This window comes from Ruegeria sp. SATB045 (genome assembly GCF_059613525.1).
Map to the genome: position 1 here is coordinate 1 of NZ_JBXWSR010000010.1, position 12,264 is coordinate 12,264.

At 55.1% G+C, this 12,264-nt stretch carries 12 protein-coding genes and 1 pseudogene; 6 read left to right on the plus strand and 7 right to left on the minus strand.

Translation table 11 applies throughout. From position 1 onward, the window contains the following. Positions 1 to 466 precede the first annotated feature (466 nt). Positions 467 to 1,165, plus strand: a complete 699-nt coding sequence (locus AC2FNR_RS01565; RefSeq protein WP_496847729.1) for a hypothetical protein — start codon at positions 467 to 469, stop codon at positions 1,163 to 1,165. Positions 1,166 to 1,220: 55 nt separating this feature from the next. Here the strand turns inward: AC2FNR_RS01565 and AC2FNR_RS01570 are convergent, their stop codons facing one another. The 3 genes from AC2FNR_RS01570 to AC2FNR_RS01580 all read right to left on the minus strand — a co-directional run bounded on the left by AC2FNR_RS01570 (position 1,221) and on the right by AC2FNR_RS01580 (position 4,761). Continuing rightward, complete coding sequence (locus AC2FNR_RS01570) at positions 1,221 to 1,790, minus strand: hypothetical protein (protein ID WP_496847730.1); 570 nt, start codon at positions 1,788 to 1,790, stop codon at positions 1,221 to 1,223. A 452-nt stretch (positions 1,791 to 2,242) separates the two neighbouring features. Then, positions 2,243 to 4,009 carry an AAA family ATPase gene (locus tag AC2FNR_RS01575; protein WP_496847731.1) on the minus strand — a complete coding sequence of 589 codons (1,767 nt, stop codon included), beginning with the start codon at positions 4,007 to 4,009 and terminating at the stop codon, positions 2,243 to 2,245. Then, complete coding sequence (locus tag AC2FNR_RS01580) at positions 4,006 to 4,761, minus strand: hypothetical protein (RefSeq protein ID WP_496847732.1); 756 nt, start codon at positions 4,759 to 4,761, stop codon at positions 4,006 to 4,008. The genes AC2FNR_RS01575 and AC2FNR_RS01580 overlap by 4 nt, the downstream gene beginning before the upstream one ends. Before the next feature lie 924 nt (positions 4,762 to 5,685). Between AC2FNR_RS01580 and AC2FNR_RS01585 the strand changes: the two genes are divergently transcribed. The 4 genes from AC2FNR_RS01585 to AC2FNR_RS01600 all read left to right on the plus strand — a co-directional run bounded on the left by AC2FNR_RS01585 (position 5,686) and on the right by AC2FNR_RS01600 (position 8,187). Then, a complete protein-coding gene (locus tag AC2FNR_RS01585; RefSeq protein WP_496847733.1) occupies positions 5,686 to 6,399 on the plus strand; it encodes a DUF6629 family protein in 714 nt (237 codons plus the stop codon). A gap of 131 nt (positions 6,400 to 6,530) precedes the next feature. Beyond that, entirely contained in the window at positions 6,531 to 6,872 is a 342-nt protein-coding gene (locus tag AC2FNR_RS01590) for a copper resistance CopC family protein (RefSeq protein ID WP_496847734.1), read from the plus strand. Between the two features lie 2 nt (positions 6,873 to 6,874). Continuing rightward, on the plus strand, positions 6,875 to 7,741 hold the full coding sequence (locus AC2FNR_RS01595) for a CopD family protein (protein WP_496847735.1): 867 nt from the start codon (positions 6,875 to 6,877) through the stop codon (positions 7,739 to 7,741). A gap of 11 nt (positions 7,742 to 7,752) precedes the next feature. Continuing rightward, the gene (locus tag AC2FNR_RS01600; protein WP_496847736.1) at positions 7,753 to 8,187 is read left to right on the plus strand and encodes a c-type cytochrome; all 435 of its coding nucleotides are present in this window, start codon (positions 7,753 to 7,755) and stop codon (positions 8,185 to 8,187) included. A 98-nt stretch (positions 8,188 to 8,285) separates the two neighbouring features. On the opposite strand, the gene AC2FNR_RS01605 is transcribed toward AC2FNR_RS01600, so the two are convergent. From AC2FNR_RS01605 to AC2FNR_RS01620, 4 genes are all read right to left on the minus strand, one after another. Continuing rightward, entirely contained in the window at positions 8,286 to 8,612 is a 327-nt protein-coding gene (locus AC2FNR_RS01605) for a potassium channel family protein (RefSeq protein ID WP_496847737.1), read from the minus strand. A 31-nt stretch (positions 8,613 to 8,643) separates the two neighbouring features. Continuing rightward, on the minus strand, positions 8,644 to 9,870 hold the full coding sequence (locus tag AC2FNR_RS01610) for an HlyD family secretion protein (RefSeq protein WP_496847738.1): 1,227 nt from the start codon (positions 9,868 to 9,870) through the stop codon (positions 8,644 to 8,646). Then, on the minus strand, positions 9,863 to 10,201 hold the full coding sequence (locus AC2FNR_RS01615; RefSeq protein ID WP_170356634.1) for a hypothetical protein: 339 nt from the start codon (positions 10,199 to 10,201) through the stop codon (positions 9,863 to 9,865). The genes AC2FNR_RS01610 and AC2FNR_RS01615 overlap by 8 nt, the downstream gene beginning before the upstream one ends. A 694-nt stretch (positions 10,202 to 10,895) precedes the next feature. Then, positions 10,896 to 11,543, minus strand: a complete 648-nt coding sequence (locus AC2FNR_RS01620) for a glycine-rich domain-containing protein (RefSeq protein ID WP_496847739.1) — start codon at positions 11,541 to 11,543, stop codon at positions 10,896 to 10,898. A gap of 333 nt (positions 11,544 to 11,876) precedes the next feature. Here AC2FNR_RS01620 and AC2FNR_RS01625 point away from each other — a divergent pair. After that, positions 11,877 to 12,193, plus strand: a pseudogene (locus tag AC2FNR_RS01625) (DDE-type integrase/transposase/recombinase); the annotation flags it as partial. Between the last annotated feature and the right edge of the window lie 71 nt (positions 12,194 to 12,264).

The following is a 12,264-nucleotide window of genomic DNA, read 5'->3' on the forward strand; positions in this document are numbered from 1 at the left end:
AGCTCTCCCTCGCCTCGGGAGAAGTGAATCAGCGGTGAAAGCCCAGTTCAAGCAGAGTTTTTCAACACAATCGGCTCGATGCAGAAGTTCGCCTAAGTTTTGCTAGCGACCGCAATACAGCACAAAGCGGACAACGATGAAGCTTCCATCTTCAAGAGTTCGTTTGGATCAACTGCACCGCCAAATATTACAAGTATTTTAGTGCCATGGCGTCAGTTTTGTAATAAAACAACACATCCCATGAGCGGCATAGCAGTAATCGTCATCAGCCATGAAATTTGCATCGCAAGAACACGAAAGCCTGTTTCACGAACGAGGCGAGCCCTACCGAATGGGTAGCCCCGGAGCGCGAACTTGCGGCGCGCGACTGAAAACAGGGGCCGCTTGCCCCAACCCCGCAATCAAGGAAAGCAAGCAGGGCCGGTGCCTTAGCCATTGCGGACCTCACGCCGCGAGGGCCTACCGTGTGCGCCAGAAACGCCGGTTTGAAACGGGCAGCGTGTCTGCCGAGGAATGGAACCGCGCCGAAGCCCGCCGCGCTGCCAATCGGCTAGGTGATCAGTGGAAGAAAAACCCGTGGTTGCCAGGTAGCACGATTGACCTGGGCGAACACGAATACGCATTTCGCGACGCGCTGGGCGATCTGGACGCAGCGACGTTGCCGCCAGCGGCGGTTGACTGGCTTCGGTGGCGGTACCGGCGGACACAAATCGACCGGCAGAACGGGACGGCTTGGCGCAACGCGCTGACCCAAGCCTTGCCCCGTCGCGTTTCTGCGGCTGGCCCACGTCCGGCAGAGGTTCGCGGACGTGACTCAAAACCCGATGCTACGCCCCGGACGTGGAAAGTGGATCATGGGCGAGATTGTCCACCTTCAAAGCGCACCGCGCCGGACAAACCCAAGGCCCCGAAGGCCCGGCGCGGGAAAGGCTTCGGACGTGCTGGCCGTCCCCGGACGCAACCCGCCAGTGAGGATGAACTTGCCGTGCTGGCTCAGGTCTATCGGGAAAACGCTGGTCTGTTGGAACCCATAATGGCGGGGATCACAGATCAAGCGAAACAATTGGCGGTGCTTCGGACGCTACGGGACTATCTGGCCCGACCTACGGACGCAGAGGTGTGCAAACGCTGGCTGGCGTTGGTTGCTGCGGGGGCGCAGATTTAGCAAGAGTGCCAGCGGCGCTGACTGCGCCGCTGTGCGTCGGCTGGGTGAAACTCAACTAGGCGAAGTCAACGCTGAGTTCTTCGGTCAGTGTGCAGCGTTCGGGGATCACCATCTTTTTCAAGAGAACGCCGACTTGCGGATGGATTTCAGCTTCGCACCAAAGCAAGTCCAAAGCGCAGGCGTTCACCCAGCGGGCGCTTTTCATACCTTTTTTATCTGGCCAGCCGATAGCAGTGGGGTGAAAAGACGCGGGTTCGCCTTTGTCAAACTCCACAACTCCTACACGCCACTTACCCTTTTTCTTGGGGTCAGCGACGCGAAAGACAGCCACATGGCAATCTGCGATGAAGCCGCGCCATCGCACGGGCAGGCGAAGCAAGTGGGCGGCAAATTTTGTGTTTTTCTCCAACCAGTTTCGTTCGGCGCCAAAGTCGATTTTTTGAGCAAGTTGGGGGGACAACCAAGCATAGTTGGCCGGTGCTTTTGTTTTGGCGGGAATTTCACACGGCAACTCGCCGCAGTAAGTTAGGAGTTCGCAGGAACGGGCCTGCTTATTTCGTGCGCTAGACGCTGCGGGGGTCTGAGACATATCTTGTCCCTTTTCGTATCTCGTTTCCACTTCCACAGACCGGAACGTCGTCTGAGGGTGCGCTACGCGCGCACTTTCTGATTTATCGCTCCTGCGGGGCAGCGTTACCCGCACGCTTATCGCTGCATTCCCCTGCCCGAACGACCTTTTCGTTCAGCTAGGATGATGGTCAGATCATGTAATTTTCCTCGCTTCGACACGGCCCGCTCCGGGCACGGAAACCCCAATTTCCCCCACTTCCGGCAGGGGGACGAAACCCAAGAAAACAAGGCGTTTTACTTTCCCCACCACCACCGCCCCCTTAGGAAACCAAGTGGGGTGGGGGGTGCCCCTTTTTAGAGGGCACACCCCCTGCCCAGCTACGGTTTTTCCCAGCTTCCCCACGGAACCCCACCCAAGGTGGGGGAGGTGGGGGAAGCCCCCTGCCAGATGCACGGCGACAGGTCTGTGCGCGCGTAGGAAATGAGACTGGCAGGGGACGGGCTGTGTCATTTGTCGTCGCCCCCGGCACATTGCGTTTCGTTCAAAACGGCTGGGGTGCCTGAGCAGATCACTTCCATGTTCCGCCCCTTTTCCCGGTCGCGTTCAGTTTCACGACGCAAACCGCCGTCAGCCAGCCAACCTTCGATCATGTCCGAAACGACTTGGTAGCCCCGTGCCTGTTCCGGGGTTCGGTCGGCGGCTTTCGTCCCGTAGCCCCCTGCGTCAATCCCTAGGACTTCGGCAACCAGCCACCCAACCCAATTACGCGCTTGGGAATTCGCGCGGGGTGCGGCCGGGCTGCTGTCAATGGCCGCTTGGACGCGGTGAAGGTCGCTGGGTGTCCCGACCGTCGGACCGGGCGGTGTCCAATCTTCTACTACCGCAACAGTGTCCCCTGCCGGATACTCAGGTGTTCCGTTGTGCAGCTTGACCGAGACCAAACGCCGCCAGCGCGCTTTCGCGGCAGGCGCGAGGTTGGCTTTGCCGTTTTCCACGCGCACGAATTGGTGGCGTTCATCGTCAGCAACGCCAAACTGGCGGGCCTCTTTTTCTGACATGCGGACCAACTGACGGACAACGCGTGCGCCGTCTACGATAGCAGACGCACCGCGTGCGGCACTTGCGCCCGATGCGCTCATATCTGCGCCCGCTGCTTTGCCGACGTGGTGAACCAGAACGATTGCCGCGCCGGTGCGGTCCGCGACTTGGCGCAGAGCGCCCATCAGCGTGTTGACCGCCGTGTTGTCGTTCTCTGGCAGGCTGTGGATTGCACCCAGAGGGTCCAAAACCAGTAGGTCTACTTTCGCGTCCAGCATCATGCTTACCAACGCGTCCACCACACCCGACACGACTTCCGGCCCATCACGGCCCATTCGCGCCAGACACAGGTTCAGATCACGTCCAGACGTCATGAACAGCCGCTCGCCAATGTCTGTGTCTGTAATCCCGTAGTGCGCTTGAGCCGCAGCCAGTCGGCGCAACTGTTCGTCCTGCGGGTCCTCTGCGTTGTGGCTCCACACCTTCAACGGACGGGTTGGATTGTCATCATTGAACAGTGTTTTTTCCGTCGCCATAGCCAACGTTTCAGCTGTCGTAAGGGCGCTTTTCCCGGTGCCGCCGGGGGCAACCAATACCGATACAAACCCAGCGATTACGCTTTTGCCGTACAGCCAGCGACGGGGTGGGATTTGGCCAGGTGCAGGTGCCAGCACTGGAGCAAGCGTGAACCCCGCCAAAGCGCGTGCAATTGCACTTCCGGTCGATACCTGAGCGGCAAGCGCGTCCACATCTGCCGAATTGACTGGGGTTGCACCAAAAACGGCCATAGCGTCAGCATGGGCCACACGTTCGCCCAGCGCTTGGTCCAATCGTCCGGCAAAGCCGCGCAGCCATGTCCAGCCAGTGCGTGTATCACGGATCGTAGCGTAAAGCAGCGCGTCGTGCGCCGCGTCGCCGCCCCAAGCCCAGCGAGCAGACCATTCAAGAAACAGGTCGCGCCCTTCTGCTTCAAAGCCGGTTCCTTCCACTGCGCCGCGCACGGCGTGGGCGACTGCCACTTGTTCGTCCCGGCCAATGCGGTCAGTGTTCGGCAACCCTTCCATCAGCATCTTGAACGGCTCAAGAAAAGCCACCTTGTCCGGCACTGTGTCCGCGCTGGGCGTTGCCCCTGCGGACGTGGGCGTGCCTTTGCGTCCGGGCAATCCAAGCTGGGCGGCAACTCCGACAAGAGTGTTTCGGAGTTCTTCGGGGGTGGGTGCCGGTGCATACATCATGCAGCAAGTTCCTGTTGCTTGGCGGATTGTTCTACGGGCAGTGCAAGGCGCAACACCGCCCCCCGCTGCCGTTTGCGCTCGTTGGGAATGTTAAGGGTGTAGGGCAGCCGCATGATGCGGGCTGGGTCCGCTACCGGGTCCGACCCAAGCACGGCAAGCGCATCAGCCAGTGGACCGATTGACGACGATTGCAGCGCGCTGTTCCGTTGCTCCTGCACTCGAAACCAAATTTGGAAGCCGTTGCCACTGTGGACGGTAAGGTCCGGGTGCAGCGCGCTCAGCGCAGCCACGGTCTGCGTCCAGTTCGGGTCCACGTCCGGGGCGTCTTTAAAATCAAAGTCCGCCACCAAGTGACGGCGGCAAGCGACGTCCTGCGCCTTGGCCCGGCGGCGTTCACCGACCATGTGTTCTTTACGCGGACAGACGCCAAGATAGAGGTTGCGATACCCGAATTGCGCCGTGATGAAATCGAGAATAGCCGTTTCGCCGTCGGCAGAGCCCAGCTTTTCACAGAGCACCACAACACTGCCATCTGCGCCAATGGCGCAGAGTTCAATCACGTCGCCGGGCAAGAACAACGCGCCAACTGCATCAAGTACGCGCTGGGCAATGCCGCTTTCGACCAGCGCGTCACGTGTAGCTGTAAGCGCAACATTGAACGCGAGGCTCCCAATCGCGTACTGCGCCGCCAATCGGTCAAGCACCGCGCCGCCACAGCCCAAAAGCCCCTGCGTTTTCGCGTCAGTGAGCACGGCAATAGTTTCTTCCGGTGAAGGAGATTGTTGCCCGCCATTGGCAGGTTTGGTAAGTTCTGACTGCGGTCCTGCCTCGTCAAATCCGATTGTATCGCAAGATTATCAAAAACACGTTTGAATGCGCTGAGTTTTAAAAGTGATAGACTTACGCTTGCAGTGCTTGTGCGGACAAAATGCAACGTCCGCTCTGCGGCCATCTACCTGCGTGGTAGAGTAACCAACTGCGGATTTCCTTAGGATGCAAATCGCACCTTGCGTCTCTGCCAACAACTGAAAAAGTGTTACAGTGGGTTGTTACAGCGCAGGAACTCCCTTACATTTAAGTCACTGATTTTATTGAAACCTATCACCTCAGGATCGCATCCCCTAGGCTCCACCAAAACCTAACAGAACAACTAGATAGCAAGCATTAGAGTGGTGTGACACACAGGTGTGACACAAAATGAAGCTGCATGCGTATCTCTCACTGTCCCGACACGGCATCTACTACTTTCGTTGGCCACTGCCCGACACAACTCCAAAACCCCGCACTAGACCAAGCACCACACGTAGGACCCTTCGGGTGTCGTTGCGTACTAGATACCCTAAAGAGGCTGGTACTCTGGCACGGCGTCTTGCAGTGTGCGGCGACACAATAGCAAAGCATATGGAACGTTCGGGCATGACCCTGATAGTTCAGGAACTGGAGAGTGCAATCCCTTTCCTGCCGAGTATCCGACAGGTTTGTGCCCGCATTTCGCAACCCGGATTGCAGGGTTTGAACCGACATTCCCAATGCTGCCGCTGTTTCCGGAATACCAAATTCGTAATCTGCAAAGTCAAAAGGCCGCTAAAAGCCGACCTTGTGTGCCTATAGTGAGATGAAAAGCTTGGCTGCTACAATCACCGACATATGATGCTGGCTAAAGATATATGTACTGAATGGAGTTAAAGATGTGCTTTTCAGCTACGGCAAGTTTTGTCGCGGGGGGAATATTGTCCGTTGCTGGTGCAGCTACCATGATTTCTGCATGCAGACAGAAGTTGGGGCGTGGCCTAATATTCCTGTCATCTTTTCCGTTAGTTTTCGGTTTACAACAAAGTCTTGAGGGTTTGGTCTGGCTCGGGATATCCGACCAATTGTCTTTGAGACTTTTAACGATAGTAAACTATGGCTTCATTTTTTTCGCGTTTTTCTATTGGCCTGTTGCTGGCCCAACTGCAGGTTTTCTGATCGAAAAGCGAAAGTGGCGTAAACACTTATTCGGTGGACTTATCATTGGTGGTTTGGCTGTGGGAACTTACCTTATGTTGAACGCAATCAATCACCCCGTACTTCCCACCTCTAGCGATGAATGGGGAGGGCATATTTTGTACCTACAAGGTATGACCCTTATCCCAAACATCCAATACATTTACTTCTTTACTGCATGTACTGCGCTAGCAGCCTCATCGAACCCCACCGCTTTCAAGTTTGGCCTAGCGCTTACAGCGTCGTTTTTGGTCACGCTCTTCGGTTATGAATTGTTTGTTCTACCTTCGGTGTGGTGTTTCTTCGCTGCGCTTTGCAGCATCGTCATTTCCTATGACGTTCTTCGAGGTAAGACTGTACAATACTTAGAGGAGCAGAGTGATGATCTCCGGGCCATTGTCTGACGGACGTATTGCGGGTGCTGTCAGACCAATTCGAACCAGTCTCAGTTTGCTGCGGAAACTGCGAACCTATCCGGTGATCGCGTACATTCGTGAAATTCAACGTGCCAACGGGATAAATTGAGGACTGGACCGTGAAAAAGATCATAACGCTCGCACTCATGGTTGCTCTTCCCAGCGGCGTGCTGGCGCATTCCAAGGTCGAAGAAACAACCCCTGCCGACGGAGCCACAATAACCACTGTGCCCGCTGAAATTGGCCTCAACTTCTCTAAGGACATCCGGCTGACACGGATAGAGCTGGCCCATGAAGAACACTCGACCGTAAGCCTAGATTTGGGCGACCAGACAAGTTTTGGTCAAGAGTTCACGATCCCACTGCCGAGCAATGGAACGGGCACCTATGTCATCGAATGGCGTGGTTTAGGTGAAGACGGCCATGCGATGCAGGGCGAGTTTTCCTTTACCGTGGAATGAGCATGCCAGATATTTGGGGTATTGCCACGATCCTCGCAAAGCTGGGGCTCTACATCGGCTTTGCGGGGTCCACCGGGCTTGTAATTGTTAGTTGCCTCTATTCCGGCGTTGTCGCACCGATAAACCTCGGGATAAAGCGCCAAGCTAGGGCCTTAGGGTGGCTCGCTCTCACCGCAACGGTTGTTGGTTTCATGCTTCGTGGAGCCTCCTTAACAGGCGGAGTTGACGGCATGGTCGATCCAGAGATGCTTGGTCTGCTTTGGCAGACATCCGTGGGCGACGCCCTTGTCTACCGCCTTATCGGCGCAGTGATGATCCTTGTGGGGCTGTCTGTTCCTCGCTTTGGTCAATGGATCGCACTGTTGGGTGGCACAGCGGCTTTGTGGTCCTTTGCACAGATCGGGCACGTACCCGAACTCGAGAGTGTTGGCGTCCAAATCTTACTCCTGTTGCACCTGCTTTGTGTAGCCTTCTGGGCGGGCATCTTTAGCCCGCTACGGAGTATGGCACTCATGCCTGAACACCTCACGGATGCTGCTGAACTAGGTCATAGGTTTGGGCAAACTGCCGCATTGGTTGTACCGGCCTTGATCGGTGTTGGCCTATGGATGGCTTGGCTACTTGTGGGCAATCTCCAAGGGCTCTTGTTCACTGGCTACGGGCAGGCACTGTTGTTCAAAGTGTTCCTTGCAGGGCTGTTGTTGATCCTCGCCGCTGCCAACAAGCTTCGATTTGTTCCCGCCATGCAAAGTGGAGAAGCAAAGGCAGCGCGTCACCTCGCCCGATCTATCGAGGTTGAGACAATAGTCGTATTAGCGGTTCTGGCGACAACGGCAACACTCACGAGCGTACTAACGCTTCCGAGTTAAGGTAGGTAGAGATGAACAAACACCTTTGCGCACTCGCAATATGCAGTATTGGAACTAGCGTCGCTGCAGATCATGAGTTGTTAGATAGAGACCAAGCTAGTGGGCAGGAACTCTACGCGGAGCACTGTGCCTCATGCCATGGAGCTAATCTGGAAGGCCAACCCAACTGGCAGACACCCGACGATGACGGAGTGTTACCTGGTCCACCACATGACGTGACAGGGCACACATGGCACCATGATAACCAGCTACTGTTCGAGTATACTAAACTAGGTGGGGCAGACGCATTGGCAGCACGCGGTATCAAAGACTTTAACAGTGGCATGCCCGGCTTTGAAAGCACCATGACTGACGAAGACATATGGGACGTGCTGGCCTACATACGCTCCACTTGGCCCGACGATGTTCAGCAAATTCAGGCCAGCCGCAACCTTCCGCACCAGTAGAAGACTGTAGGCCCAGTTTACCGACAGTACACTCGCTACCTTGCGCCAGCGGCAATGTGCGGATGCGCAATCTCAACCCACTAGTTCAGCCTGCAAAATTAGAACTCAGCTGTCATCGCGGTCTCGACGGCATGGACGCCTATACCGACAATAATTCCGACAAAGATCAGCCCAACAAATGCGTTGATAACGGCCAAAGCCCGGCTCGCAGGTTTCTCAGGTTTAATGTCGCCGTAACCTACCGTGGTAGCGTTTATTAACGCGTGGTAGAGGCTCGATCCAGTTGACCAGCCTTCGATCTTGCCAATCGATATCCCCAGTGTGCTAACCAGAACCAATAAAAACACAATTATGGGTGACAGGTAGATTAGGTCGTAAAAGAAAACCGATAGAAACGTGCAAATGTAGCTGGCGTCGCAACCCATAGCGAAACTCTACCTCTCTGCCGGTTGGGGCCTAGTTGAATACCAATGTCTTCACCGGAAGCAGGATGGCTTGCGCACGCAAGACAATTGCATTTGCTATACCCATGCCATCCACAATTCTTGCAATGAAGGCGGACAGGCCTGTGATCTCACCAGCGTCGATTTCCTTTGCTCGGCTCGTATAAGCAACGCCAACGCACGCACTACCGGGCGGGATGCTATCAAGATGCTCTGGAAAAATAGGTGCTAGGAACGCTGTAACTGTACCGGGTCGCGCTCGATCCTGCTGATCCAGCAGCGCATCACCCGGTCGGAACTGCCCCGCAGCAATCGCCCCTTGCACGTCATCCACAACCATCGGGACGATGGTCAACGGTTTAGACGCGCAGGTAATTTCCACCAGCATACCCGGCTTTAGTACACTGGCAGAAATCTGACCAAAAGCCGCGATAAAACGCCCCTGCCCCGTGACCTCAGGCACTAAAATCCCGGCAGGGCGTAGAATTGGGTTAACGATATCGCCCGGCTTAAGGAGGAACTGAGTTACGGTCCCATCCACCTCGGCAAACACAGTGGATTTTGATATCTCGTTCTCCGACTCGCTCAAAACCGCACGTGCAGTTTCAAGCTGGGCAGGTAGAAGAGTGGTTTGGCGCAATTTGGCACCATCCAGCGTGGCCGTAGCGGCAGCACGCTGACTTTCCGCGCCGGACACCGCTGTTTGCAAGCGTTCCAGTTCCTGCTCACTAACAACGGAGTTGTTTCGTTCCGCCAGCTCCAGACGTCGCTCCAAATCGCTCGTAGCCTGTGCAAGGTCAGCTTCCGTCGCCTCCACCCGAGCGGTGGCGCTCGCGACTTCCGTTGCGGTCAGGCCCAAGGCCGCCTCAATCTCTTCGATACGACGCTGAGCAGTTTGCGCTGCTGCCTCCTGCCGTGTGGTGTCCAGTCGGAAAATGGCCTCGCCAGCTAAAACGTCTTCATTATTGGCAACGTAGACTTCCGCGACCCGCCCCACGCGATCCGACAGAATGGTAATTGTGCGAAACGCCGCAGAGACATTCCGCGTTGAGGGGTGGAAATAGAAGATCACCGTGATCAGCGTCACAGCCAATATTGCACAGGCGGTCAAACCCCACCGCAATTCATACCAGACATTGAACAGGGTTATTTCGTGCCCCCAACGCTTGCCTTGCTTGTAGCGGCGATACAGATAGTCCGGGACGATTGTGATCAGTGCAGAGAAGACCAACTCAAGCATCGTCGCTCTCCGAGACGTCTACTTCGGTCTTGAGTGGAAAGATTTCATGCAACGGCACGGCGGCAATCAAAATAGCCGCGATCCAGAAAGCGTTGTTCAGGGTGAAGAGAGAGATCAACCCAAGCACACCGACCAACTGCATTTGGACCTTATGAGCACCTGCTGCCATGCGGTCTGGGATGGCCTGTACGGTGAAGTAGAGTGCACCAAAACCCAGCAGCACTATCACTAGAACCAATCCGACAACGATCAGAAACCCGTCTGTCTCCCCCGGAGGTGTTACCCAGAATGGGAGCCTCGCCATCGCCTCATCAGAAATAGAACTGTTCACCTGTACCCCCAAAAATCCAAGTGATCACATTCGAATATAACTGATTGAAATCAAAAAGACCAATCTCGCTGCAGATGGCGAAGTGGCTTTGATACGGCTTGGTACGGCGTGATTAAGGTTGTTGGCGAGCAGACCTGCACACAACCGCTACACATCGTTCGCAACACTTCAAAATGGAAAAGCAGTAGGTCTGAACAGTAGACCAAGCAGGGCAGTAAAGAGGTTTGCACGCTTTGATTTGCACAGCTTGGCGGAAGAGGTTGTGCATATTGGAGTGTGACACTAAGGTGAGACACACTGCAAACCAACGCACTGCAATAGTGTTTACTATCAGTGCATTAGGTGTTCGGCGGCGTTTCCCCTAGGCTCCACCAAAACCTAACTGGAAAATCCTCCATAGTTCTTCCATAAATCTGCGTGTTTCTTCCATTTTCAGGCTGACGCGGCGTGTCGCACCTGGCACACGATTTTCATCACCCTCTATCGGCCCGGCTGTATCAATTGGCTGGGATCGCATCGTTGCAGGTTTGATATTTGAGGTTTTTTGTCAATCTTGCGCTGGTCGTTCTGCGCATGATTTGCGGCCTCGCGGATCGGATTGGGGTTTTTGGCTAAACCGATCAAGGGCGAGTTTGTCATTCTTTGAGCGTGCTACGACCCTGAGCAACCGTAACCAGCATGCACGACTTACGGCTCAATCGCCGCAACCACCCCCATCGCCCGAACCACAATCACCTGCATCGTCGTCGGCAAACGGGTCGCCGCTTTCAAATATCAGCGTGAGTTCACTTGTCGACGTCAGGCTGTTGAGGGCGATCACAAAACAAACGACCGGTACAGTCAGCCAAAGAACTCCAAATAGTAGATTGTCACTTTGCACGATGGAGCTACCGCCGATGCCAATGAACGCCGCCAAGAAGATCAACATCAGAAAAGTTCCAAGCCTGCCTTTTTGTCTCCAGATCCCTTTTGGGGGCGCTCCGAACAGGGCCGAATAGGCTTTGACGGTGGCCTTGTAGTCATCCAGATGTTGCGCGCCCAGGCTACCAGGATTGTGGTGCACGGGCTTGCCCAGCTTCTTGCAAAAGACATCCCAATAGTCGCGACTGTGCTGCATATGCAAATGCCACACCAAATCCACCGCCTTCGAGGGCACATTACGCTCGTGCCGTGTAGCACAAAGATACATGAATTTTTGATATTCGGCGATCGCTACTTTGGCGGTATCGAGAGAGATGCGGTATTCGTCCATCAGTTGTTCAATGAACGGTTTGCCTGCAGCATCATCAGGCATCTTGTGCGTCTTAATCAGCTCCCATAGCTGAATATTGAGAGAGGTCATCGGAGCCTCCTGTGTTTTCTCTTTTTCAGTTTTTGGCTATCGCACAAATATGACAAGTATGTGACACGCTGGTTCTCTCGGGCTGCGCGGACATTGCCGCTACCAGAAGCCCGGAAGACCCCGCCGTGTAAGCTCCAGTTGCCCTTGAGGGAACGGTGCCCTTCTCAGGGCCTTTGCTAGCATCGCAACCCGTCAGGTCAGCTCCGATCGTAGGTGTGTGAACGGCAGACGAAACAGATGACTCGCTTAACATGGGAACGTTTGTCCCGCTGAAATCATAACCATCCAAAGCGTCAGGACAGCCTCACGCGGCTTTGTCCACACCAAGGTGGAAAGTATCGGCGTGTCGTTCGCGAAATCAATCATCGTTATGATCCGCATTTTGACAGCATTCGGCACATCGACCGAAAGTGGCGAAACAACTGATCGAGAGTGATCATGCCGCCATGAAAAGACTGTTTGGATTCCGCCAAAGCTTTCGCTCTTTGCGAACGGCCAAAGCCACCCTGAGCGGCCTAGAGACCCTCAAACAAGGCCACATTCGTCACAAACAATCAGGCATTCTTGGAGAGCTCCAGTTCATCGCAAAGCTATTCGAAGCGCGTAGTTCATCGACGCTCGCCCGCGCAAATCCAGACCAAATAGATTAATGCAACAGTCCCCTTCGTCGGCCTGTAAGTAAGCTACATTTTGGACTTTTATTCAAAAATATTTTTACACA

Coding starts and splice junctions, on each gene's coding strand:
- AC2FNR_RS01575 (WP_496847731.1), bottom strand. CDS start 4,009: ATGATGTATGCACCGGCACCCACCCCCGAAGAACTCCGAAACACTCTT.
- AC2FNR_RS01620 (WP_496847739.1), bottom strand. CDS start 11,543: ATGACCTCTCTCAATATTCAGCTATGGGAGCTGATTAAGACGCACAAG.
- AC2FNR_RS01600 (WP_496847736.1), top strand. CDS start 7,753: ATGAACAAACACCTTTGCGCACTCGCAATATGCAGTATTGGAACTAGC.
- AC2FNR_RS01585 (WP_496847733.1), top strand. CDS start 5,686: ATGGAGTTAAAGATGTGCTTTTCAGCTACGGCAAGTTTTGTCGCGGGG.
- AC2FNR_RS01595 (WP_496847735.1), top strand. CDS start 6,875: ATGCCAGATATTTGGGGTATTGCCACGATCCTCGCAAAGCTGGGGCTC.
- AC2FNR_RS01610 (WP_496847738.1), bottom strand. CDS start 9,870: ATGCTTGAGTTGGTCTTCTCTGCACTGATCACAATCGTCCCGGACTAT.
- AC2FNR_RS01605 (WP_496847737.1), bottom strand. CDS start 8,612: ATGGGTTGCGACGCCAGCTACATTTGCACGTTTCTATCGGTTTTCTTT.